General features: G+C 64.4%; 22 protein-coding genes and 1 tRNA gene. 13 read left to right on the plus strand and 10 right to left on the minus strand.

The window, feature by feature from the left end; genetic code table 11:
• Positions 1-20: 20 nt before the first annotated feature.
• The 5 genes from R0382_RS07795 to R0382_RS07815 form a co-directional block, all read right to left on the minus strand.
• Positions 21-320, minus strand: a complete 300-nt coding sequence (locus R0382_RS07795; RefSeq protein WP_432723656.1) for a hypothetical protein — start codon at positions 318-320, stop codon at positions 21-23.
• Positions 321-390: 70 nt separating this feature from the next.
• Positions 391-1,743: a tRNA (N6-isopentenyl adenosine(37)-C2)-methylthiotransferase MiaB gene (miaB, locus tag R0382_RS07800; protein WP_432723657.1), complete on the minus strand. Its 1,353-nt coding sequence runs from the start codon at positions 1,741-1,743 to the stop codon at positions 391-393.
• The gene (locus R0382_RS07805) at positions 1,740-2,108 is read right to left on the minus strand and encodes a hypothetical protein (protein ID WP_432723658.1); all 369 of its coding nucleotides are present in this window, start codon (positions 2,106-2,108) and stop codon (positions 1,740-1,742) included. Before R0382_RS07805 ends, miaB begins: the two co-directional genes overlap by 4 nt.
• A 111-nt stretch (positions 2,109-2,219) precedes the next feature.
• A complete protein-coding gene (locus R0382_RS07810; RefSeq protein ID WP_432723659.1) occupies positions 2,220-2,432 on the minus strand; it encodes a hypothetical protein in 213 nt (70 codons plus the stop codon).
• Between the two features lie 30 nt (positions 2,433-2,462).
• A complete protein-coding gene (locus R0382_RS07815) occupies positions 2,463-2,729 on the minus strand; it encodes a GlsB/YeaQ/YmgE family stress response membrane protein (RefSeq protein ID WP_432723660.1) in 267 nt (88 codons plus the stop codon).
• A 501-nt stretch (positions 2,730-3,230) separates the two neighbouring features.
• Here R0382_RS07815 and R0382_RS07820 point away from each other — a divergent pair.
• The 4 genes from R0382_RS07820 (at position 3,231) to R0382_RS07835 (ending at position 8,601) form a co-directional block, all read left to right on the plus strand.
• Positions 3,231-3,758: a fimbrial protein gene (locus R0382_RS07820; protein ID WP_432723661.1), complete on the plus strand. Its 528-nt coding sequence runs from the start codon at positions 3,231-3,233 to the stop codon at positions 3,756-3,758.
• A 163-nt stretch (positions 3,759-3,921) separates the two neighbouring features.
• The gene (locus R0382_RS07825) at positions 3,922-4,635 is read left to right on the plus strand and encodes a fimbrial biogenesis chaperone (protein ID WP_432723662.1); all 714 of its coding nucleotides are present in this window, start codon (positions 3,922-3,924) and stop codon (positions 4,633-4,635) included.
• A 113-nt stretch (positions 4,636-4,748) separates the two neighbouring features.
• Complete coding sequence (locus R0382_RS07830; protein WP_432723663.1) at positions 4,749-7,313, plus strand: fimbria/pilus outer membrane usher protein; 2,565 nt, start codon at positions 4,749-4,751, stop codon at positions 7,311-7,313.
• Entirely contained in the window at positions 7,306-8,601 is a 1,296-nt protein-coding gene (locus R0382_RS07835; protein ID WP_432723664.1) for a fimbrial protein, read from the plus strand. Before R0382_RS07830 ends, R0382_RS07835 begins: the two co-directional genes overlap by 8 nt.
• A gap of 135 nt (positions 8,602-8,736) precedes the next feature.
• Here the strand turns inward: R0382_RS07835 and R0382_RS07840 are convergent.
• A tRNA-Met gene (locus R0382_RS07840) sits at positions 8,737-8,813 on the minus strand.
• Positions 8,814-8,856: 43 nt separating this feature from the next.
• Entirely contained in the window at positions 8,857-10,035 is a 1,179-nt protein-coding gene (locus R0382_RS07845; protein ID WP_432723665.1) for a class I SAM-dependent methyltransferase, read from the minus strand.
• Between the two features lie 89 nt (positions 10,036-10,124).
• Between R0382_RS07845 and R0382_RS07850 the strand changes: the two genes are divergently transcribed.
• From R0382_RS07850 to R0382_RS07890, 9 genes are all read left to right on the plus strand, one after another.
• On the plus strand, positions 10,125-10,865 hold the full coding sequence (locus R0382_RS07850) for a pteridine reductase (protein ID WP_432723666.1): 741 nt from the start codon (positions 10,125-10,127) through the stop codon (positions 10,863-10,865).
• Between the two features lie 3 nt (positions 10,866-10,868).
• Entirely contained in the window at positions 10,869-11,303 is a 435-nt protein-coding gene (locus R0382_RS07855; RefSeq protein WP_432723667.1) for a GNAT family N-acetyltransferase, read from the plus strand.
• A 121-nt stretch (positions 11,304-11,424) separates the two neighbouring features.
• Positions 11,425-12,369, plus strand: a complete 945-nt coding sequence (gene ttcA / locus R0382_RS07860; protein ID WP_432723668.1) for a tRNA 2-thiocytidine(32) synthetase TtcA — start codon at positions 11,425-11,427, stop codon at positions 12,367-12,369.
• Entirely contained in the window at positions 12,369-13,157 is a 789-nt protein-coding gene (locus R0382_RS07865) for a fused MFS/spermidine synthase (protein WP_432723669.1), read from the plus strand. Before ttcA ends, R0382_RS07865 begins: the two co-directional genes overlap by 1 nt.
• A gap of 153 nt (positions 13,158-13,310) precedes the next feature.
• A complete protein-coding gene (locus R0382_RS07870) occupies positions 13,311-13,811 on the plus strand; it encodes an RNA pyrophosphohydrolase (protein WP_432723670.1) in 501 nt (166 codons plus the stop codon).
• Between the two features lie 40 nt (positions 13,812-13,851).
• Positions 13,852-15,435, plus strand: coding sequence for a sensor histidine kinase (locus R0382_RS07875; RefSeq protein WP_432723671.1), 1,584 nt, complete (start codon positions 13,852-13,854; stop codon positions 15,433-15,435).
• Entirely contained in the window at positions 15,416-16,774 is a 1,359-nt protein-coding gene (locus tag R0382_RS07880) for a sigma-54-dependent transcriptional regulator (RefSeq protein ID WP_432723673.1), read from the plus strand. Before R0382_RS07875 ends, R0382_RS07880 begins: the two co-directional genes overlap by 20 nt.
• Entirely contained in the window at positions 16,771-17,340 is a 570-nt protein-coding gene (gene ampD / locus R0382_RS07885) for a 1,6-anhydro-N-acetylmuramyl-L-alanine amidase AmpD (protein ID WP_432723675.1), read from the plus strand. Before R0382_RS07880 ends, ampD begins: the two co-directional genes overlap by 4 nt.
• 43 nt (positions 17,341-17,383) lie before the next feature.
• Positions 17,384-19,273 carry a potassium transporter Kup gene (locus tag R0382_RS07890; protein ID WP_432723677.1) on the plus strand — a complete coding sequence of 630 codons (1,890 nt, stop codon included), beginning with the start codon at positions 17,384-17,386 and terminating at the stop codon, positions 19,271-19,273.
• Between the two features lie 192 nt (positions 19,274-19,465).
• Here R0382_RS07890 and R0382_RS07895 read toward each other — a convergent pair whose 3' ends face one another.
• The 3 genes from R0382_RS07895 to argB all read right to left on the minus strand — a co-directional run bounded on the left by R0382_RS07895 (position 19,466) and on the right by argB (position 21,581).
• A complete protein-coding gene (locus R0382_RS07895) occupies positions 19,466-20,119 on the minus strand; it encodes a pyrimidine 5'-nucleotidase (RefSeq protein WP_432723678.1) in 654 nt (217 codons plus the stop codon).
• Between the two features lie 28 nt (positions 20,120-20,147).
• Complete coding sequence (locus tag R0382_RS07900) at positions 20,148-20,579, minus strand: CBS domain-containing protein (protein ID WP_432723680.1); 432 nt, start codon at positions 20,577-20,579, stop codon at positions 20,148-20,150.
• Between the two features lie 123 nt (positions 20,580-20,702).
• Complete coding sequence (gene argB, locus R0382_RS07905; RefSeq protein ID WP_432723682.1) at positions 20,703-21,581, minus strand: acetylglutamate kinase; 879 nt, start codon at positions 21,579-21,581, stop codon at positions 20,703-20,705.
• Positions 21,582-21,712 lie beyond the last annotated feature (131 nt).

Raw genomic sequence — 21,712 nt, forward strand, 5'->3', positions numbered from 1 at the left:
GGGGCTCGCTAGGGATTTCGCTAGGGATTGGGGTCCGAGGTGTTGCTGAGCTTTTCGACCAGCAGCTTCTCGCACAGCTTGAAAACGATATACAGCAGCAGCGCCAGCACGCCGTGCACGACCAGCTCGATCAGTTGCTCGAGTGCGCCGTTCATCACGGCCAGCCAGCCATGCTGCCACAGCAGCTGGAAATTGGCCGACAGCAGCATGGCCAGGTTGACCGAAACCAAGCCCAGGCCAATGAAGCTGACGGCCATCAGCGCCAGCGTCGCCAGCGGGTGACGCTTGAGGAAACGCACCGTGCGCAGCCGGACCTGCATGACGATACTCCTGGCAGGAGACAGTTTGCAGCATAGCCTGCGCCGGTGCCGACTTCGATCGGCGGATCGATCAGTGGGTGGCCGACTCGTGCGTGACGATCTCGCCCTTGAGGCTGTGCGAGAACGACTGGGTGACGTAGACCTCGGCGAACTGGCCGATCAGCCGTGGCTGGCCGACGAAGTTGACGATGCGGTTGTTGTCGGTGCGCCCGGCCAGCTCGTTCGGGTCTTTCTTGGAAATCCCCTCGACCAGTACCCGCTGCACGGTGCCGACCATGCTCTGGTTCACTTCCTGCGCCAGTTCCTCGATCCGTGCCTGCAAGCGCATCAAGCGCTTGGTTTTCACGTCCTGCGGCACGTCGTCGGGCAGGTCGGCCGCCGGCGTGCCCGGGCGCATGCTGTAGATGAAGCTGAAGCTGGCGTCGAAACGCACATCTTCGATCAACTTCATCGTGCGCTCGAAATCGTCGTCGGTTTCGCCGGGGAAGCCGACGATGAAGTCGCTCGACAGGCAGATGTCCGGCCGGGCTTCGCGCAGCTTGCGCACGAGACTCTTGTATTCGAGCGTGGTGTAGCCGCGCTTCATGTTCACCAGCGTGCGGTCCGAACCGGCCTGCACCGGCAGATGCAGGTGCGACACCAGCTTGGGCAGCGTGCGGTAGCAATCGACGATGCGCTGGGTCATTTCGCGCGGATGGCTGGTGGTGTAGCGCAGCCGTTCGATGCCGGGAATCTCGTGTACGTATTCGAGCAAGGTGGCGAAGTCGGCGATCTCGTCGTCGTCACCATCAAGGACCTTGCCGCGGTAGGCGTTGACGTTCTGGCCGAGCAGGGTGATTTCTTTCACGCCTTGCTGCGCGAGGCCGGCGACCTCGGCGAGCACGTCCTCGAACGGCCGGCTGACTTCCTGGCCGCGCGTGTACGGGACGATGCAGAACGAACAGAACTTCGAACAGCCTTCCATGATCGACACGAAGGCCGTGGCGCCGTCGACGCGGCTGGGCGGCAGGTGATCGAACTTTTCGATTTCCGGGAAGCTGATGTCAACCTGGCTAGTGCCGGTGGCGCGTTTCTGCGCGATCAGCTCGGGCAGCCGGTGCAGCGTCTGCGGGCCGAACACGACGTCGACGTAGGGCGCGCGCTTGATGATCTCGTCGCCTTCCTGCGAGGCGACACAGCCGCCGACGCCGATGACGAGATTCGGGTTTTTCTGCTTCAGCTCCTTGATCCGGCCGAGGTCGGAAAACACCTTCTCCTGCGCCTTTTCGCGCACGCTACAGGTGTTGAACAGGATGACGTCGGCGTCTTCGGGCTTGTCGGTCTTGGTCAGGCCTTCGGTGGCATTGAGGAGATCGACCATCTTGTCCGAGTCGTACTCGTTCATCTGGCAGCCGAAGGTCTTGATGAATACTTTCTTGCTCATTCTTGCGTTCTTAACTGGGGCTCGGTGGCGACCACGAAGCTGGGTTGTTCGTCGCGTTGCTTGAGGTTGGCGTATTCCTCGTCGCCGAGGAACCAGATGCGCCAGGCGAAGCCGGTACTGCGTTCGATCTGGTACCAGATCTTCGCGTCCTTGGGCATCTGCACGATTTGCTGCGGTGTCAGCAGCGCGCCGGTGGCGTTGTAGATGCGCAGACCCGGCGCGGTCCGATAGACCTCACCATCGATCTTGACGCTCCGCATCGGCGAATAGGCTTCGAGTTCGCCAAGCTGGCCACTCGGGGGCAGGATGCGCTGGGCAAAGGCCGAACCGGCAACGGCGACGAGCAGCAGGGCAGCGAGGCGCATGGGCTAACCAGACGGGATGTAAACCGGGTATGGTATCAAGTAAGTGCTTGATCTGAAAGCAGGTCGGGCCCTGGAGGCCCGAAATCCGCCTTCGGCCGGCGACCACCGGTATCAGCCGTGTTCGACGACGCGGACCTTGCAGGTAAACACCGATTCGTCGTCGGCGTAGTGCGCGTCGACGAAAGCCAGCGTGTAGTCCAGATCGGTCAGCTCGTCCTCAAGCGCCGCGGCGTCTTGCGACGCGGTGAGTTCAAGTTCGATCGTGATCTGGACCTTGAGCCGGTGACGCGGCTCGTGTCCGGGGAAAGGCAGCACATCACTCATTGCTGGCTTCGTCTGGCGGGCTGCCGGCGCTTACTTGAAGAAGCCGACCAGCTTGAGCACCCAGATCAGGACGACCGCGCCGAGGATGCCGAATGCCAGCCCGGCGAGCGAGAAGCCGCCGGCTGCTTGGGCCGCGCCGATGCCGAGCAGATCGCCAAACACCCACCGCCCCAGCGACGAACCGACGATGCCGACGATGATGTTGGCGATCGACCCCTGTTGTGAATCGGTACCCATGACCTTGCTGGCCAGCCAACCGATCAGCGCGCCAACAATGATTGCAATGATCCAGCCCATGATCTGCTCCGTGTGATTTCGTGAGTCGCGTTTTCAGCCTACACCGTGACGGGCTGCTCCCCCAAGGACGATGACGACTCGGCGCGGGCGATGGTGCCGTCGATCTTGTGCTGCCCGGCCATTGATGCCCGATGAATTGCATTGGGTCAGTATTGACCCGGATATGTGATTTCAATAAATGCAATGAGGATATTTGTGCATTGAGCTGTCGCGGATTGTGCCGTTTTTTTAATGAAGCAAAGCTTGATCGCCGTCAATGCGAATTTCAATTCGATATGGCTTGAGTGCGATGGAGATAATGCGGTAGTGTCCATACCAATCAGTTGGTCCGTATTCCGGATTGTTGGCGAAATGAAAGGAATTGGATGTGATTAGCAGCTAATTGCCGGCGTGGATTGGCGTAATAAAAAAGCATTGCAGCTGTGGTGTTGCAGTGAAATTGAAATGACTGTTTTGAAGTAACTGCTTGTTTCCCGATAAAGATTGAAACGAAGGAAAATCATGCACAAGACGACAGTTGCCGCGTGTGGCGCCATGGCGATGGCGCTGCTGAACGGTGTGGCTTCGGCCGCCAGCAATGGCACGGTCAGCTTTACCGGCGAGGTGGTGGCCAATACCTGCACGATCGCCAATGGCGGCGCGGTGACCGTGGCCCTGCCCAAGGTGTCGACCGATGTGTTCAGCGGCGATGGCAGCAAGGCGGGGCAGACGCGTTTCAATATCGATCTGACCGCGTGCACCCCGGCTTCGGGGCAGGTCGGTGTCCGGTTCACCGGCATCGGCAGCCAGGTCGACATGACCCGCGGCCTGTTTGTGAATACCGGCACAGCCACCAATGTGGCGGTCGGCGTCTTCGACGACACCGCCTTGCAGTTGAAGCCGGCGGCGGATTCGGGCGGCTTCGTCAATGTCGATACCAGCTCCGGTGCCGCATCGATCCCGCTGGATGCCTACTACGTGGCGACCAATGCCACCGTGGGCGCCGGTACGGTCGCCGCGACCGGCAATTTCGAGCTGGTCTACAAGTAAGTCCCACGCCGGCCCGGCTGCTACGCCGGCGCCGGCCGGCCGGTCGAACGATCGTCGTCCGGCACGCCAGCGCCGGCACCACGCTACGTGGCTGGCCCGCGGGCGTGTACTGCGATCAAGCCTTTCTTGCCCCTGATTCCATTTCGATGCGAAGGAGCTGTCTATGTTCGGCGCACTTGGGCGTCTCGGCCTGGCATTGATGCTGGCGGCGGCTGCCTGGCCGGCTTGCGCCAATGTGGTGGTCACCGGCACCCGGGTCATTTACCCGGCCGGTCTGCGCGAGCAGACGGTACGCCTGACGAATCGAGGTGATGCACCGGTGCTGGTGCAGGCCTGGATAGACGAAGACGAGCGTAACGATATTCCCGCCAAGGCGCGCTCGCCCTTTCTGCTGACGCCGGCGGTATTCAGGCTGGACCCGGAAAAAGGCCAGAGCCTGCGAATCAGGCTGATCCAGGAGCATTTGCCGACCGATCGCGAATCGGTGTACTGGCTGAATGTGCTGGAGGTGCCGGTCAAGCCCCAATTTACCAATTACCTGCAAATGTCGATCCGGACGCGCTTGAAGCTGTTTTATCGGCCCGGCGGCTTGCTGGTCCAGCCGGATGAATTGGGAAATAAATTGATCTGGCATGTGAAGAAAGAAAATGGCAAGACTTATATCGAGTGCCGTAATCCGACAGCGCTGAATGCATCGCTGACCGAATTGGACGTCCTTGCCGGTGCGCAGCGAGTGCGCGTTGATGCCGATATGGTGGCGCCGTTTTCTTCGCGCCGCTGGCCGCTGGAGACGCAGTCGGCCCCGACCTTGCTGAAGTTCGGCCTGGTCAACGATTTCGGCGCGGTCGTCGGGCTAGAGGCTGTGATCGGGCAATGAAGGCGGGGCGGCGGCGTGACGATGCTGGTGCAGCGTCCGCGGGGTGTAGCGCGGGCGAGCACGGGGCGTCGCATCGGCGGCATGGTTCGCTCGCGCTGGGTGCCTTGCTGGCGATGATAGCCGCATATTCGGCTGTAGCGCGCGCCGCACCGGCGGCGGTGGTGTTCAACGCCGCGCTGGTCAGTCCGGGCATCGACCCGTTGCGTTTTGCCGATGGCAACCCGGTCGATCCGGGGCGCTACTCGGTCGATGTGTTCGTCAACGGCCGGATGCTGCGGCGCAGCGAAATGCAGGTCGCACTGCGCGAGCAGGCTGGCGTGCAGCGCACGGTGATTCTGGTACCCGTCGGCTTGCTGCGCGCCGCGCGGGTCGAGCCAGAGCGGATCGAGGCGGCGGTGCAGGCCACCGGCGCGGCCGCGCCGGCCCCGATCACCGACGACACGCTGGTGCAGGTCGATCTGCTCGACGACGCCGCCAGCGCGGTTTTCGACGTCAATGAATACCGGCTCAATCTGAGCCTGCCGCAAATCGTGCAGCAGCAGGCGCCGCGCGGCTATGTCGATCCGGCGCAATGGGATCCGGGCACCAGTGGGCTGCTGCTCAATTATGTGTCCAGCTTCTACCACGGTACCGGTCGGGGGCAGTCGTCCGACAGTGCATATGTCGGGCTGCGCGCCGGTTTCAATCTGGGGCTCTGGCAGTATCGCAATACCTCGTCGCTCAGCTGGCGCGACGGCGAGCAGCCGCGTTTCGATTCCACCAGCAATTACCTGCAGCGCGTGTTGCCCGGCCTGATGTCGGTGCTGCGCCTGGGTGACACGCAGAGCAGCGCGCGATTCTTCTCGTCGATGGCCATGACCGGCGCGGTGCTGGCCAGCGACGACCGCATGCTACCCGATTCGCAGCGCGGCTATGCGCCGGTGGTGCGCGGCGTGGCGCGCAGCAATGCAAGGGTGACGGTGCGCCAGCGCGACAGCATTCTCTACCAGACCACGGTGGCGCCCGGCGCCTTCGAGATCAACGATCTGTATCCGACCGGCTATGGTGGCGATCTGCAGGTCACGATCGACGAGGCCGACGGCAGCCAGCAGCGCTTTCGGGTGCCGTATGCAGCCCTGCCCGAGCTGATCCGACCCGGCCAGTCGAGGTTCGAGCTGGCGGCGGGACGCTTGAAGGACGAGTGGCTGATCGATCCGCCGCTGTTCGGCGAGGCCGTGTACCAGCGCGGGATCAGCAATGCGCTGACGGCCAGCGTCGGAGCGCAGGCGGGCGAGGGCGGTTATCTGTCCGGGGTGACGGGGCTGGCCTACAACACCGGCTGGGGGGCGTTGAGCTCGGATGTCACCGTCTCGCACATGCTGCTCGACGGCGAAGCGCGCGATGGCTGGAGCTGGCGCGTGGCATTCAGCAAGTACCTGCAGCAGACCGGCACCAACCTCAGCCTGGCGGCCTACCGATATTCGAGCAGCGGTTTCTCATCGCTGCGTGACGCCGCCTATCTGCAGCAGGCCAGCCAGACCGGTCGCACGGCGCGCCCGGCGGGCGAGGCCAGCACCGTCAATCAGCGACACAGCCTGCAGCTGTATCTGAATCAGACGATCGGCAAGAACGGCAGCCTGTACGCCAGCGGCAGCCTCAGTGATTACTGGGGCGCGTCCGGCACCGGGGGTAGCGTGCAAATCGGCTACAGCGAGACCATTGGCGGAATCAATTACAGCGTCAACCTGTCGCGCAGCTATGACGTCGCGCTCGGTGAGTCGGTCAACCAGGTGTATGTCGGCCTCAGCATCCCGCTGGGGAGCGCGGCTTCCGCCGTGCCGCTACTGAACACCGCGGTGACCCACGACGACCGCGGCAATACCGGCGTGCAGGCGAATCTGTCGGGCATGATGCCCAGCGACACCAGCCTGTCGTATTCGGCCTTTGCCACGGCGAACGCGTCGGACGGCGGCGAGCGCAACAGCAGCGTCGGCGGCAGCCTGTCCAGGACCACCCGTGCCGGGCTGCTGCAGGCGTCGGCCTCCTACGGCGGCGGCTACACCCAGGCGTCGGTCGGCATGAGTGGTTCAATGCTGGCGCACAGCGGCGGGCTGACCTTTGGGCAGTACACCGGCGATACCGTCGGGCTGATCGAGGCCGAAGGCGCCGAGGGCGCGACGGTCGACAGCCGCAGCCAGGTCGTGGTGGATGGCAACGGCTATGCGATCGTGCCGTCCTTGTCACCATATCGCGAGAACGAGATTGCGCTGAATCCGCGCAACGCCTCCGACGAGGTCGAGCTGCTGGACGCATCGCGCCGCGTCGTGCCCTACGATGGCGCCGTGGTCAAACTGCAGTACGCGACGCAGGTGGGCAAACCCACGCTGCTGGTGCTGCTGCTCGACGATACGCGCGTGCCGCTGGGCGCGCTGGCGCGCGATGCCGCGGGCCGGATGCTGGGCATCGTCGGCGGCGAAGGCCGGCTGCTGCTGCGGGATCTGCCCGCGACCGGCACGGTGTCGCTGCATTGGGGCGAGCGGGGCGAGCAGCAGTGCCGCTTTGAACTGGCCACGCTGCGCCAGCCCGGCGCGGCCCCGGCCGACAGCGGCGGCATGCCGATCCATGCCGTACGCTGCACGTCGCCATCAACGGCGTCTTCCCTTCCCGTCCTTCCTGAGCAGGTTGCGCCCGATGTCTGAATCCGCCCGTCCGATGCACTTGCCGCGACCGCAGCTTCTGGCCGCGCTTCTGGCGGGTCTGGCGGCGCTGCTGAGCGCTGCACCGGCGCTGGCCGGCTGCGGCAAGCTCTCGCCGTATGACAACTACCCACTGTCGTTCAATTTCGGCGGCAGCATCGTGGTCGACCAGAACACGCCGCTGGGGACGCCGATCGCCCAGGCGACGGTCAGTGGTGCACAGCTGTGGGGCGTGAACGGCGGCTGGTTCGGCAAGTGCGACAACGCCAGTAACACCGTGCGTTACTGGTGGCTGGAGCAGCACTGGTCGCGCAGCGCCAATCAGGGGCCCATTGCCGGCGTTGTCGCGCCGACCAAGGACGGCAAGATGTACGTGATGCAGGACAGCGGCAGCGGCAACCCCTATGGCGACGGCAGTGGTAGCGGCAGCGTGGGTTATACGGTCGAGCTGCTCAGCGCCGGCCAGACGGACGAGCCCTTTGCCTGGGTGTCCACCGAGCCGCGCAAAAATCTGCCGCCGCTGCCCGCCGATGTGCCGGGCATTCCGTGCGCCGACGCCAAGGCGGGAACCGGCGCCGCTGCGGGCTACCCGCTGTTCACCGGCAGCTGCGGCAGCAACGAGCGGCTGTTCAACTGGCGGCAGCTGCCGCAGTTTTCCTTCCGCGCCAGCCTGTACCGGCTGGCCGGCACGCTGCCGGCAAACGGCGTGCAGCTGCAGAACAACAGCGGCGCCGGCTTCAGCCTGTTTTCGGTGATGAACAATGAATCGACGCCGCCGGCGAACAACACGCAATTATTCAATCTGGTGCGCTTTCAGCTGCAGCAGAACACCCTCGTCCGCACCAGCCCCTGCGGCAATTTCGGTCAGGTCAACGTGGACATGGGCCGAGTGTCGGCGTCGTCGTTCACCGCGATCGGCCAGCCGGCGCGCGGCGAAGCCGACAAGAACGTCGCCGTCGCCGCGCGCTGCGCCGCCAACACCAGCATCCAGTGGGCCGTCGTCGCGCAGCCGGATGCGTACGACGCCACCGGCGGCCTGGGCGTGATCGGGCTCGATGCCAGTGCGACGCCGGCATCGGGCGTGGCGGTGCAACTGCTGCAACTGGGCGGCGCACCGCTGCCGCTGACGCTGCCGGGCAGCAACCAGTACAACTGGGTGGGCAACGGTGCCACCGCCGACGCCGGCGGCAATGTGCAGCTGAACTTCAGGGCGCGCTATATCCAGGTGCGCTCGCCGGTGATGCCCGGCACCGCCAATGCGCATGCCACGCTGGTGATCGCGCCGAAGTAAGCGGGCGGAGCACCCGTTGATCGGCGTGATCGCGGCATGCGCACGGCTGCTTTCGCAAAGCGAACGCAAAAAAGCCGTTGATTCCGAACTTTCGTTCACAATCAACGGCTTTTTCGCAGCGCTTTCGCGCAGATCTGGTGGCTATGGCGGGACTCGAACCTGCGACCCCAGCATTATGAGTGCTGTGCTCTAACCGACTGAGCTACATAGCCAAGAGGACGGCATATTGTCGGTATTCCGTCCCGCTGTCAAGCGTTATAGCTTGTGTGAATCATCCCTGCCGCCGAAGCCGGGCAGCAGGGCGCTTAGTGCAAGGCCCTTGCTGAAGGCGATGGCCTTGAACAGATCGCCCATTTCGGCCGGGCTGGTGAGCTTCTGTACCGCGGCGATCTGGGCCAGATACGCCGGATGATCGGCGCCGAGTCCGGCGAGCTTGTCCAAGAGGCCCGCGTCGAGCAGGTATTGCGCCTGCGGAGCATAGCCTTCGAGCGCCAGTCCGGCGGCGTCGGCTTCGCGGTAGACGGCCGAGAAATCGACGTGGCAGGTCAGGTCGGTCAGGCCGGGCCAGAAGAACGGGTCGTGCACCGTGTGGTGGCGGTAGTGGCCGATCAGCGTGCCCATATGCCGTTCCGGGTGGTAGTACTCGGCGTGGGCGAAGCCGTAGTCGAGCCACAGCGCGGCGCCGTGCTGAAGCAGCGTGGCGACGCTGGCGACATAGGCGTGCATATCGGGCTGGATTTCGGTGGTGTAGCCGTTCGGCAAGTCGAGCGCGGCGGCGAGCGCGTGCAGCGGGCCGGCGTGCAGCGGCCGATCCTGCCAGCCCAGCGCGCCGCTTTGCCAGACCACGCCGCGCTCGTGCAGCTGACCGGCAGCGTCGCGATGGACCAGCGCGCACGGCATCGCGTCGAGTACTTCGTTGCCGACGATAAAGCCGCTGAACGCATCGGGCAGTGTGTCGAGCCAGACGACGTGGTCGAGCAGGTGTGGCGCGGCGGCGGCGATCGTCGCACGCTGGCGTTCACGCAGCTCGCCCGACAGGTCGACGATGCAGTAGCGTGTCGGCAATTGGCCCAGGCGTTCGAGGCCGAGCAGTAGTTGCGCTGCAAGCCGGCCGGTGCCGGCGCCGAATTCGAGCACGTCGCGGCGCTGGCCTTGCGCCGCCAGCGCCGCGAGCACCGCAGCGGCGGTCTCGGCGATGCAGGCGCCAAACAGCGGAGAGAGTTCGGGTGCGGTGGTGAAGTCGCCGTGGGCGCCGAACTTTGCGGCGCCGCCCGAGTAATAGCCAAGGCCGGGACTGTACAGCGCCAGCCGCATATAGTCGGCAAACGACAGCCAGCCATCGGCGGCGTCGATGGCGGCGCGGATGCGTTCGACCAGCGCCGCGCTGGCGCTGGCGGCGTCCGCGCCGGGCGCGGGCAGTTGCGGTGTAGTCATGGCGACAGCAGAATTCCGGACGAAACGCAGATTGTAATGGCTGCGGCCACGATGCCGCACGCAGCGGAATAACAACAAAGGGGAGAGGGATGAATCACGACAAGGTGGTGTTGATCACCGGTGCAGCCAGACGCGTAGGCGCCGGCCTGGCGCGCGATCTGCACGCGCGCGGCTGGCGGGTGGTGATCCATTACCGCAGCAATGGCGACGCGGCCAGCGCGCTTGCGCTTGCGCTGAACGCCATCCGGCCGGCATCGGCGACAACCGTCCAGCTTGATCTGCTCGACACCGCCCGCTTGCCCGAACTCGTTGCCGCGGCGCTGACGGCATTCGGTCGGCTCGACGCGCTGATCAACAACGCGTCGGCGTTCTACCCGACGCCGGTCGGCGAATTCACCGAGGCGGCGTGGGACGAACTGGTTGGTTCCAACCTGAAGGCGCCGCTGTTCCTGGCGCAGGCGGCGGTGCCGGCGCTGGCCGAAACCGGCGGCTGCATCGTCAGCATCGCCGACATTCACGCCGACCGGCCGTACCCGGGGCTGATGCTGTACACGGTGGCCAAGGCCGGCCTGGTGGCGATGACGCGCGGGCTGGCGCGCGAGCTGGCGCCCAAGGTGCGCGTCAACGCCGTCGCACCCGGCGCCAATCTCTGGCCCGACGGCGCCGATGTGTTCGATGCCGCCGAGCGCGAGCGCATCTTGGCGACGATTCCGCTGGGCCGCACCGGCACGCCGGACGATCTGGCACAGGCGATCGCCTTCCTGCTCGACGCGCCGTATCTGACCGGGGTGGTGCTGCCGGTCGACGGCGGTCGCAGCGTGGTGTTGTAAGTCATGAGCGGCGAAGTCGAACTACTCAGTGGCGAAGCACACCGGCAGGCCGTTGCGGACGAAATCGCGACCACCTTGCGTGCGTTCAACGAAGCGGTGCTCGGCCCTTATTCGTTTACACCGGCCAGCGCGACGATCCGCGACGGCGAGGGACGGCTGATTGCCGGCGCGACGGGTTACTACGGGCTCGATTGCCTGAGCATCGAAAACGTCTGGGTCGACGATGTCCGGCGTCAGCAGGGGCTGGGCGGCCGGGTGATGCAGGCGCTGGAGGACCACGCCCGTGCCGCCGGCATTCGTCTGGCCCGGCTGGAGACCGCGAGTTTTCAGGCGCGCGGTTTCTACGAAAAGCAGGGCTACACGGTGTTCGGCGAACTCGACGACTATCCGCCCGGGCATCGCTATTTTTTCATGCGCAAGTCTTTGCTGACCGGTTGAGTCGACCGGGCCGCATCATCGCGCGGCGCACCCGCTCGCAGCAGGCGGCGGAGTGCGGTAAAATCGCCGTCAATTCAATCATCTACGACGGGGCGCGGCGCGCCCCGTCGGCATTCGGATCATGACCCAGCACACCAGTACCGAAGCCACCGCGGTGGCCGACGCCGAGAAGAAAGCCCAGCTCAACCTGAACAAGCTGACCAAGTGGCTGCGCCACGCCGTCGGCGATGCGATCAACGATTTCAACATGATCGAGCCCGGCGACAAGATCATGGTCTGTCTTTCGGGTGGCAAGGACAGCTACACCATGCTCGACATCCTGCTCGGGCTGCAGAAATCGGCGCCGATCGATTTCTCCATCGTCGCGGTCAATCTCGACCAGAAGCAGCCGGGCTTCCCCGAGCACGTGCTGCCGGAGTATCTGGCTGCGCTGGGCGTCGAGTACCGCATCATCGAGGAAGACACCTACAGCATCGTCAAGAAGCTGGTGCCCGAGGGCAAGACGACCTGTAGCCTGTGTTCGCGGCTGCGTCGCGGCATTCTTTACCGCGTCGCCGACGAGATCGGCGCGACCAAGATCGCGCTCGGCCACCATCGCGAGGACATCCTCGAAACGCTGTTCCTGAACATGTTCTACGGCGGCAAGCTCAAGGCGATGCCGCCGAAGCTGGTGTCCGACGACGGCAAGCACGTGGTGATCCGGCCGCTGGCCTACTGCCGCGAAAAAGACATCGTCCGCTACTCGGAAGCCAAGGGCTTCCCGATCATTCCGTGCAATCTGTGCGGCTCGCAGCCCAATCTGCAGCGCGCGGTGGTCGGCGAGATGATCGCCGACTGGGACAAGCGTTTCCCGGGCCGGATCGAATCGATGTTCCGTGCGCTGCGCAATGTCGTCCCCAGCCATCTGGCCGACCCCACGTTGTATGACTTCGTGAGCGCCCGCGCCGACGGCGTCGCGCGCGCCGACGGCGACAAGGCCTTCGACCGCGATACTTTCAGCGAACCGAACACGATCAACATCCTCGCCAGCAAACCGGCCGAGACCGGCGGCTGCGGGGAGCACTGATGCTGTTCCGCTCCAAGCGTTTTTCCAGTCGGCCCGACGACGATATCGCCATCGATATTTCCGAGGAGTTCGGCATCCGCAAGCTGCATTTCGGCCACGACGATACCCAGAGCGCGATGCGCATCAGCGATCCGCTTGAGCTGGTGCTGGCGTATTCGCGCTGCGTGTTCGGCGCACTGCTGTTCGTGCCGGTGCCCAGCACGATGTTGCTGATCGGTCTCGGTGGCGGCTCGATCGCCAAGTGGGCGCACGCGAAACTGCCCGAAACGCAGATCACCTGCGTCGAGCTGCACCCGCAGGTGATTGCCGTTGCCCGTTCGATGTTCGGCCTGCCCGATGACGACGAACGGCTCGCGGTGATCGCCGGTGACGGCGCGGCACATCTCGTCGGCATGGATGAAGCCAGCTGCGACTTCATCGTCATGGACGCGTATTCGGCGACCGGCATCGCGCCGCCGCTGGCGACGACCGAGTTCTTCGCCGCCTGCCGCGACCGGCTGAGCGACAACGGCGTGCTGGCGGTCAATCTCTGGGGCTCGGACAAGCGCTTCCAGCAGTATTGCGAGCGGCTCTCCGGCGTCTTCGACGGCCACCTCGTGCTGCTGCCGGCCCGGCAGAAGGGCAATGTGATCGCCTTCGCCTTTCGCAAGGGGCAGGGCGAGCCGCGCTGGGACGAGCTGTCCCGTCGCGCCACCGAGCTCGAAGCCGCGCATGGACTCGAATTCGGCGAATTCGTCTCCGATCTCGCCAGGCTGAATCCGCACAACGACCGCAAGCTTTTCATCTGATACTGGCATTGACGCAAGTGCTGTTTTCCACGGCCGACAGCGGGCAGGCGCAGAGTTTGCTTGGCGGATGATCGCCTTGCAGCGTCGAGGGCGTTCCCAAGGAACGCCGGATGTGGAAAAATCGGTGGTAACAGAAGTTTAAAAGGTAAGACTATGCTCGACCGTGACGGCTATCGCCCGAACGTCGGCATCATCATCATCAACCGTCAAAACCAGGTGTTCTGGGGCAAGCGCGTGCGCGAGCATTCCTGGCAGTTTCCGCAGGGCGGTATCAAACAGGGCGAATCCCCGGAAGAAGCCATGTTCCGCGAACTGATGGAGGAAACGGGACTTGCGCCCGAGCATGTGCAAATCCTCGGCCGCACCCGCGACTGGTTGAAATACGATGTGCCGACCCACTGGGTTCGACGCGAATGGCGTGGAACCTACAAGGGCCAGAAGCAGATCTGGTTCCTGCTGCGGCTGGTGGGCCGCGATTCCGACGTGTGCCTGCGCAAGACCACGCATCCGGAGTTCGATGCATGGCGCTGGAGCGACTACTGGTCGCCGCTGGAGGCCGTGATCGACTTCAAACGTGGCGTCTACGAGGCTGCGTTGTCCGAGCTGGTGCGCTTTATCGGCAGCAGTGAATCGACCCGGCGGATGTCCCATTGATCGTGGGCCAGACACGATGCCGGCTGACGCCGCGGACCGCATGAGCGGCCGCGGCGTTTTTCCGTCCGAAGCCCACTGGCGTTCGCTGGCGCTGTTCAACGTCTTCCGGCTGCTGGCGGCGATGGCGCTGTTCTTCAGCATCAGCTGGCGCGTGTGGCTGACGCGTTCGGGCGAAGCCTACGATGCCTTCATCACGCTGGCGCTGATCGACGTGGCCTTGTCGGTGCTGTTTGCGATCGGCATCCATCGGCGGCGCCCGGCGTTCCAGATCCAGCTGTCGGTACAGGCGGTGACCGACATCGTCTTCCTCGTCACGCTGATGCATCTGCTGGGCGGTATCAAGAGCGGCCTCGGCATCCTGCTGCTGCCGTATCTGGCGGCGGCCGGGCTGATTTCGCGCGGTCGGATGACGCTGTTCCACGCCGCCGTCGCCAGCCTGGCGCTGCTCGGCGAACAGTTGATGCAGATGTGGCTCGGGTTGGCCGGCACCGATGAATTCTTCGTTCCGGCGCTGCTGTGCATGGCGTGTTTCGCCGTGGCCTGGCTGGCGCACCGGCTGGCCGGTTTCGCCAGCGAAAGCGAGGCGCTGGCGTACGCGCGCGGCGTCGACCTCGAAAACCTCGGCCAGCTCAATGCCCGCATCCTGCAGGACGTCTCCGACGGCGTTATCGTCATCGACGCTCACGACCAGCTGCGTCAGTCCAACGCGCAGGCACAGCGACTGATCGACGCGCCGCTGCTGGCCGGGCAGCGGATCGATGCCTTGCCGGCGCTGGCGCGGGCGCTGAAGGCCTGGCGTCGCGATCCTGCGGCGCCGGCGGCGCTGCTGCAGCTCGAAGGCGCCTACAAGACGCTGCGGCCGCGCTTTGTCCCGCTCGGCCCGGATCCGGATGGCAGCGTGCTGGTTTATCTCGAAGACATGGACCGGCTGCGGCGCGAGGCACAGCAGCTCAAGCTCGCCGCGCTGGGCCGGCTGACGGCGAATCTGGCGCACGAAATCCGCAATCCGCTCGGCGCGATCAGCCATGCCGGCCAGTTGCTGCGAGAAGAGGCCGGCGACAATCTGCTGATGCAGAAGCTGACGCGGATCATCGGCGACAACACCCGGCGGCTCGAACGGATGGTCAAGGATGTGCTCGAACTGAACCGGCGTGACCGTGTCGAGATGCGGCCGATCGTGCTCGGACCGTGGCTGGCGACGTTTGTCGACGAGTTCTGCCAGAGCGAGCAGATCCAGACGCCCATCATTGTCGCCTGCCCTGATGACGTGATGGTCCGTTTCGATCCGGGGCATCTGCATCAGGTGTTGTGGAACCTGCTGCGCAACGGCTGGCGTTACTGCAGCAAGCGGCCCGACAGTCTGGTCGTGAGCGTTGCCTGCAACGACGGGTGCTGGCAGCTCAACGTCGACAACGACGGCCCGCCGGTCGCGCGCGATGCGCTGACGCAACTGTTCGAGCCGTTTTTCACCACCGAGTCCAAGGGGACCGGGCTCGGGCTGTATATTGCCCGCGAGATCTGCGCCGCCAATGCGGCCCGGTTGGAGTATGTGTCGCAGCCGGCCGAAGCCGGTGTGCGTTTTCGGATTGTGTTCGGAATGAACGATGGCCAGGAAACCCCGTAACCACCGCCGCGTCCTCGTCGTCGACGACGAGGTCGACCTCGCCGACCTGCTCGAGCTGACGCTGGTCAAGCTCGGCCTCGACGTCGACAAGGCCAACAACGTCGCCTCGGCCCGGGCCTTGCTCGATACGCGCAATTACGATCTGGTGCTCACCGATATGCGTATGCCCGACGGCGAGGGACTGGAGCTGATCCGGCATATCCAGTCGGCCCGGCTCGACGTACCGGCGGCGGTGATCACCGCCTACGGCAGCACCGACAATGCCGTCGCCGCGCTCAAGGCCGGCGCCTTCGATTACCTCGCCAAGCCGGTCTCGCTTGAGCAACTGCGGACGCTGGTCAAATCGGCATTGCGGCTGGATGACGAGGTGGCCGAACCGGCTCCGGCCAGCGGCGAGCGACCCTTGCTCGGCGAATCGGCGGCAATCCGCCAGGTGCTCGATCTCGTTGCCAAGCTGGCGCGCAGTCAGGCGCCGGTCTACGTGACCGGTGAATCGGGGAGCGGCAAGGAGCGCGCGGCAAGGATGATCCACGCGCAATCGGCGCGGGCCGACAAGCCTTTCATCGCGGTCAACTGCGGCGCGATTCCGGAGAATCTGGTCGAGAGCGAGTTCTTCGGCTATCGCAAGGGCGCGTTCACCGGCGCCGACAGCGACCGCGACGGCTTCTTTCAGGCCGCGAGCGGCGGCACCTTGTTTCTCGACGAAGTCGCCGATCTGCCGCTGGCGATGCAGGTCAAACTGCTGCGGGTGATTCAGGAGCGCAAGGTGCGCAAGGTCGGCAGCACCGTCGAGGAGCCGGTCGACGTGCGGCTGATTTCGGCGACGCACCAGAATCTGACCGACTGCGTCGACGCCGGGCGCTTCCGCCTCGACCTGTATTACCGGCTCAATGTGATCGAGCTGAAAATGCCGCCCTTGCGCGAAATGAGCGACGACATCGTGCTGCTGGCGCGGCACATTCTGGCCCGGCTGGCGGCCAACAATGGTGTCGATGCGCCCGCGTTTGCGCCGGAGGCGCTGAACGCGCTGGCGCGTTACCACTTCCCCGGCAATGTGCGCGAGCTCGAAAACATGCTCGAACGCGCGCTGGCGCTGTCCGACGGCGCCATCGTCACGCCTTGCGATCTGCAGCTCGATCGCGAGGATGTCGAGCTGGCCGATGCCACGGACGGTGGATTGCAGGGGTATCTGGACCGGCTTGAAAAACAGGCAATCCTCGAAACGATCGAGAAGACCAATGGCAACCGCACCCAGGCGGCGCGGCTGCTGGGCGTGACCTTCCGCAGCCTGCGCTACCGGATGGACCGCTTGGGCCTCGCCGGCAAGGGCGAGGCATGAGCTGGCAGATCGACGCCGCCGGCTGGTGCGACGCGGCGATCGCCGTGCCGAGCCCGAATTGTGACGCGCGCCCGGATGGCGTCGAGGTCGATCTGCTGGTGGTGCACAACATCAGCCTGCCCGCCGGCCGCTTTGGCGGCGACCACGTGCTGCGGCTGTTCACCAACCGGATCGATCCGCAGGCTGCGCCTGGCTACGAGACGCTGGCGCAACTGCGGGTGTCGGCACACTTTTTCATCCGCCGCGATGGCAGCGTACTGCAGTTCGTGCCGACAACGGCGCGGGCGTGGCACGCCGGTGTCTCGACGTGGCGTGAGCGCTCCGGCTGCAATGACGTGTCGATCGGCATCGAGCTGGAAGGCAGCGATCTCGTGCCGTATGAAGACATCCAGTACGATGCGCTGATCCGGCTGGCTTCGGCCCTGCTGCTGCGCCATCCTGTGAAGGAGGCGGTTGGCCATTGCGATATCGCGCCGTTGCGCAAAACCGACCCGGGCCCGTATTTCGATTGGCAGCGAATTTATACCACCTTGCCGCAGCTCAGGCCCGAGCCGCTTGCCGAGTAAAACGGCGGCGCTATAATCGGCGGCCAATTTCCAGGGGTTTTCCATGGGTAGTGCAACACACGAGTCGTCGAAGCACAGTGGTCTGATGCTTGCGGCGCTCGGCGTCGTTTACGGCGACATCGGCACCAGTCCGCTCTACACGCTACGCGAATGCCTGAACGGCCACATTCCGCTGCCGATCAATACCGAGAACGTCCTCGGCATGCTGTCGCTGATTTTCTGGGGACTGATGCTGGTGGTGTCGCTTAAGTACGTAATCATCGTGCTGCGCGCCGACAACCGTGGCGAGGGCGGGATTCTCGCGCTGCTGGCGCTGGCCTTGCGGCAGATGAAGACCGGTAGTCGCCGCGCGCTGGTACTGACCGCGCTGGGTATTTTCGGCGCCGCACTGTTCTATGGCGACAGCATGATCACGCCGGCGATTTCGGTGCTTTCGGCACTCGAAGGCATCGGCATCGTTTCGCACACCTTCGACCCCTACATCATTCCGATCACCATTGCCGTGCTGGTTGGCCTGTTCGCCATGCAGCGCCATGGCACCGCCTCGGTCGGCAAGCTGTTCGGCCCGGTGATGCTGCTGTGGTTCTCGGTACTTGCCGTGCTCGGCGGCTGGCAGATCATTCAGAACCCGACGGTGCTGCATGCGCTGAATCCGGCCTATGGCCTGCAGTTTGTCGTCGACAATCCGAAGCAGGCCTTCGTGCTGCTCGGTGCCGTCGTGCTGGCGCTGACCGGCGCCGAGGCGCTGTACGCCGACATGGGCCACTTCGGCCGGCCGGCGATCAGCCGCGCGTGGTTCTCGCTGGTGCTGCCGGCGCTGACGCTCAACTACTTCGGTCAGGGCGCGCTGCTGCTCGCCGATCCGACCGCGATCAAGAACCCGTTCTTCCTGCTCGCGCCGGGCTGGGGCCTGGTGCCGCTGGTCGTACTGGCGACGATTGCGACGGTGATCGCGTCGCAGGCGGTGATTTCGGGCGCGTACTCGATGACCAACCAGGCGGTCCACCTCGGCTTCAGTCCGCGCATGGACATCCAGCACACATCGGAAACCGAGAAGGGCCAGATTTACATGCCGGGGATCAACTGGTTCCTGCTTGTTTCGGTGATCCTGCTGGTGCTCGGTTTCCGCTCGTCGGGCGCGCTGGCGTCGGCGTACGGCTTTGCCGTGGTCTGCACGATGCTGATCACGACGATCCTGGCGTTTGCCGTGTTCGGTCACATCTTTACCGGTGTGCGCAAATGGCTGGTCTGCGGCGCGCTGGGCGTCCTTCTGGTGATCGATTCGCTGCTGTTCTCGGCCAATGTGCTGAAAATCGCCGAGGGCGGCTGGTTCCCGCTGTTGATCGGTCTCGTCGCCTTCACGCTGATGATGACGTGGAAGCGCGGCCGCGCGCTGCTGTACGAGCGCCTGCTCGCCGGCGAGCTGCCGCTCGAAGGCTTTGTCGAAAGCCTCGAATCGTCGCCGCCGACCCGGGTCGAAGGCGTTGCGGTGTTCATGACCGCGAGTACCGATTCGGTGCCGCACGCGCTGCTGCACAACCTCAAGCACAACAAGGTGCTGCACGAGCAGGTGGTCTTCCTCAGCGTCAAGACGGCCGACATCCCCTTCGTTTCGAAGCGTGAACGCGTGATTGTCCGCCGCCTTGGCGACAGTTTCTTCCAGATCATCGCCACCTACGGCTTCAAGGAAGAGCAAAGCGTGCCCGAGGTGCTGGCGCAGGTTGAATCGCTGCAAGCGGATCTGCGCTTTGACACGATGCAGACGTCGTTCTTCCTGTCGCGCGAGACCATCGTCGAAGCGAGGTACCCGGCAATGAGCTTCTGGCGTCGGAAGATCTTCTCGCTGATGAACCGCAATGCGACGCGGGCGACGCAGTTCTTCAAGATCCCGCCGAACCGCGTGGTCGAGATGGGGACGCAGGTCGAACTTTAAACCTGCTCCATTCGGCGGCTGCGCCTGCGTAGGTCGTTTCCGTCCGCTGCTCAGGGGCCTCTCATGGACCGTCCATTCCGGTTCCAGTGCTTCGGGCGAAAACGAACGGCCTTGGCTCGCTCGCCGACTGCGGCAGGTTTTGAGCTGTGATTCACGAACAACAACGGCGACCCTCGGGTCGCCGTTGTTGTTTCAGCGCTGGCGCGACCAGCGTTCGGCCAGCGCCGCGAGGTGGGGAATCTGCCAGTCGGCCCAGGGATTGCGCTGCGGCCCCTTGCGGATCAGCACCGTCTTGATGCCGAGCCGGCGTGCCGGCTTGAGGTTGACGGCCGAGTCCTCGACCAGCACGCAGCGGTGCGGCGCCAGCCGCCATTGCCGCAGCAGGGCCCGATAGCCGCGCAGCTGCGGTTTCGGTGCGTAGCCGGCCGAGTCGATCGCGAACACACCGTCAAAACAACCGGCAATGCCCAGCGCGGCAAGCATGGCTTCGGCGTAGTCGTGCGGGCCATTAGTGAACAGGTATTTGCGGCCGGGCAGCCGGGCCAGCGTGCGCTTGAGGCCGGGCATCGGATGCAGCTGCCGGGTCAGTTCGTCGAGTGGATGGCTGTGGGCGAGAAAATGCCGTGGATCGACGTGCGGATGATGGCGGATCAGCCCGAGCAGCGTCGCGCCGTAGCGGTGCCAGTAAGCCACGCGCAGCGCCGACGCATCGGCTTCGGACAGCCGCAAGGCATCGGCGATGAAACCGGTCATCGCCGTGTCGATGGTCGGAAACGCATGCCGGTTGGCATCGTGCAGCGTGTTGTCGAGATCGAATAGCCAGATCGGCTTGCGGGGTAGGGGCATCGGCGGGGCCCGGCCACCGCCGGGCAGGTCATCGGTGGATGTAATAGACCAGCTGATCGATCGTGAACTGCTGGTCGGCAATGGTCTCGCGCACCAGATCGCCGATCGACAGTACGCCCAGAACCTTGTCGTTCTCGAGCACCGGCAGGTGGCGGATGCGTTTTTCGGTGATCAGCGCCAGACATTCGTCGACGCTCGCGGTCGGCGGCACACAGATCAGCTTGCGCGTCATGATTTCGGACACCGGCGTTCCGGCCGACGTCTTGCCCATCAGCACGACCTTGCGTGCGTAGTCGCGCTCGGAAAACAGGCCGACGAGATTGTCGCCGTCCATGACCAGCAAGGCGCCGATATTCATTTCGGCCAGCAGTTGCAGGGCCTGGTAGACGGTGGCATCCGGTGCGATCGACAGCGTACCGGAAATTTGTTTTTCGGCGAGTAGGTGGCGGGCGTTTTTCATCGTGGCTCCTGAGTTCGAGTCAACCGCTGTTGCCGCGGTCAATTCCAATCTAGTCAGCCATCGTCCACATGCAAGCCGTCCGACCATGCAAAACGGCCCCGGCATACCGGGGCCGCGGGCCGTTTAGCTGGCGCGGATCATCGTGCCGACGCCCTGGCTGGTCAGTACTTCGAGCAGCAGTGCGTGTTTCACGCGGCCATCGATGATGTGCACCGAGTTGACGCCGTTCTTGGCGGCGTCGAGCGCCGACGAAATCTTCGGCAGCATGCCGCCCGAAATCGTACCGTCGGCGAACAATGCATCGATTTTTTGCGCGGTCAGCCCGGTCAAGAGCTGGCCCTGCTTGTCGAGCACGCCCGGTGTATTGGTCATCAGGATCAGCTTCTCGGCCTTCAGCGTTTCGGCGAGTTTGCCGGCGACGAGGTCGGCGTTGATGTTGTAGCTCTCGCCGTTGTTGTCGACGCCGATCGGTGCGATCACCGGGATGAAATCGGCGGCGTCGAGGTGCGAGACGATGGTCGCGTCGATGCTCTCGATCTCGCCAACCTGGCCGATGTCGACGGTTTCTGCGCCGGCATCGTCCTTGAGGAAGAGCTTGTGCGCCTTGATGAAGTGGCCGTCCTGACCGGTCAGGCCGACGGCCTTGCCGCCATGCTTGTTGATCAGCGAGACGATTTCCTTGTTGACGTGGCCGCCGAGCACCATTTCGACGACATCCATGGTCTCGGCGTCGGTGACGCGCATGCCCTGGATGAATTCGCCCTTCTTGCCGATCCGGTCGAGCAGTTCATTGATCTGCGGGCCGCCGCCGTGGACGACGACCGGGTTCATCCCGACAAGCTTGAGCAACACGACGTCGGAAGCGAAGCCTTCCTTCAGCTCCTCGTCGATCATGGCGTTGCCGCCGTATTTGATGACGATGGTCTTGTCGAAAAAGGCCTGGATGTAGGGGAGGGCTTCCGAGAGGATCTCGGCCTTTTCCAGCGGGGAAATCGTGGGCATGACGGCTCCTGGCAACGACGTGCAATAACGCCGGCGATTCTAGCAAAAATGCCGGTCGCACCGGGGCTTCGTCTGCGCAACAACATGTATCGCGACGGGATTGACCATTACCCGAATGGCATTCAATAATT

Origin of the sequence: Jeongeupia wiesaeckerbachi (assembly GCF_050916355.1) — a bacterium.
Classification (GTDB): domain Bacteria; phylum Pseudomonadota; class Gammaproteobacteria; order Burkholderiales; family Chitinibacteraceae; genus Jeongeupia; species Jeongeupia wiesaeckerbachi.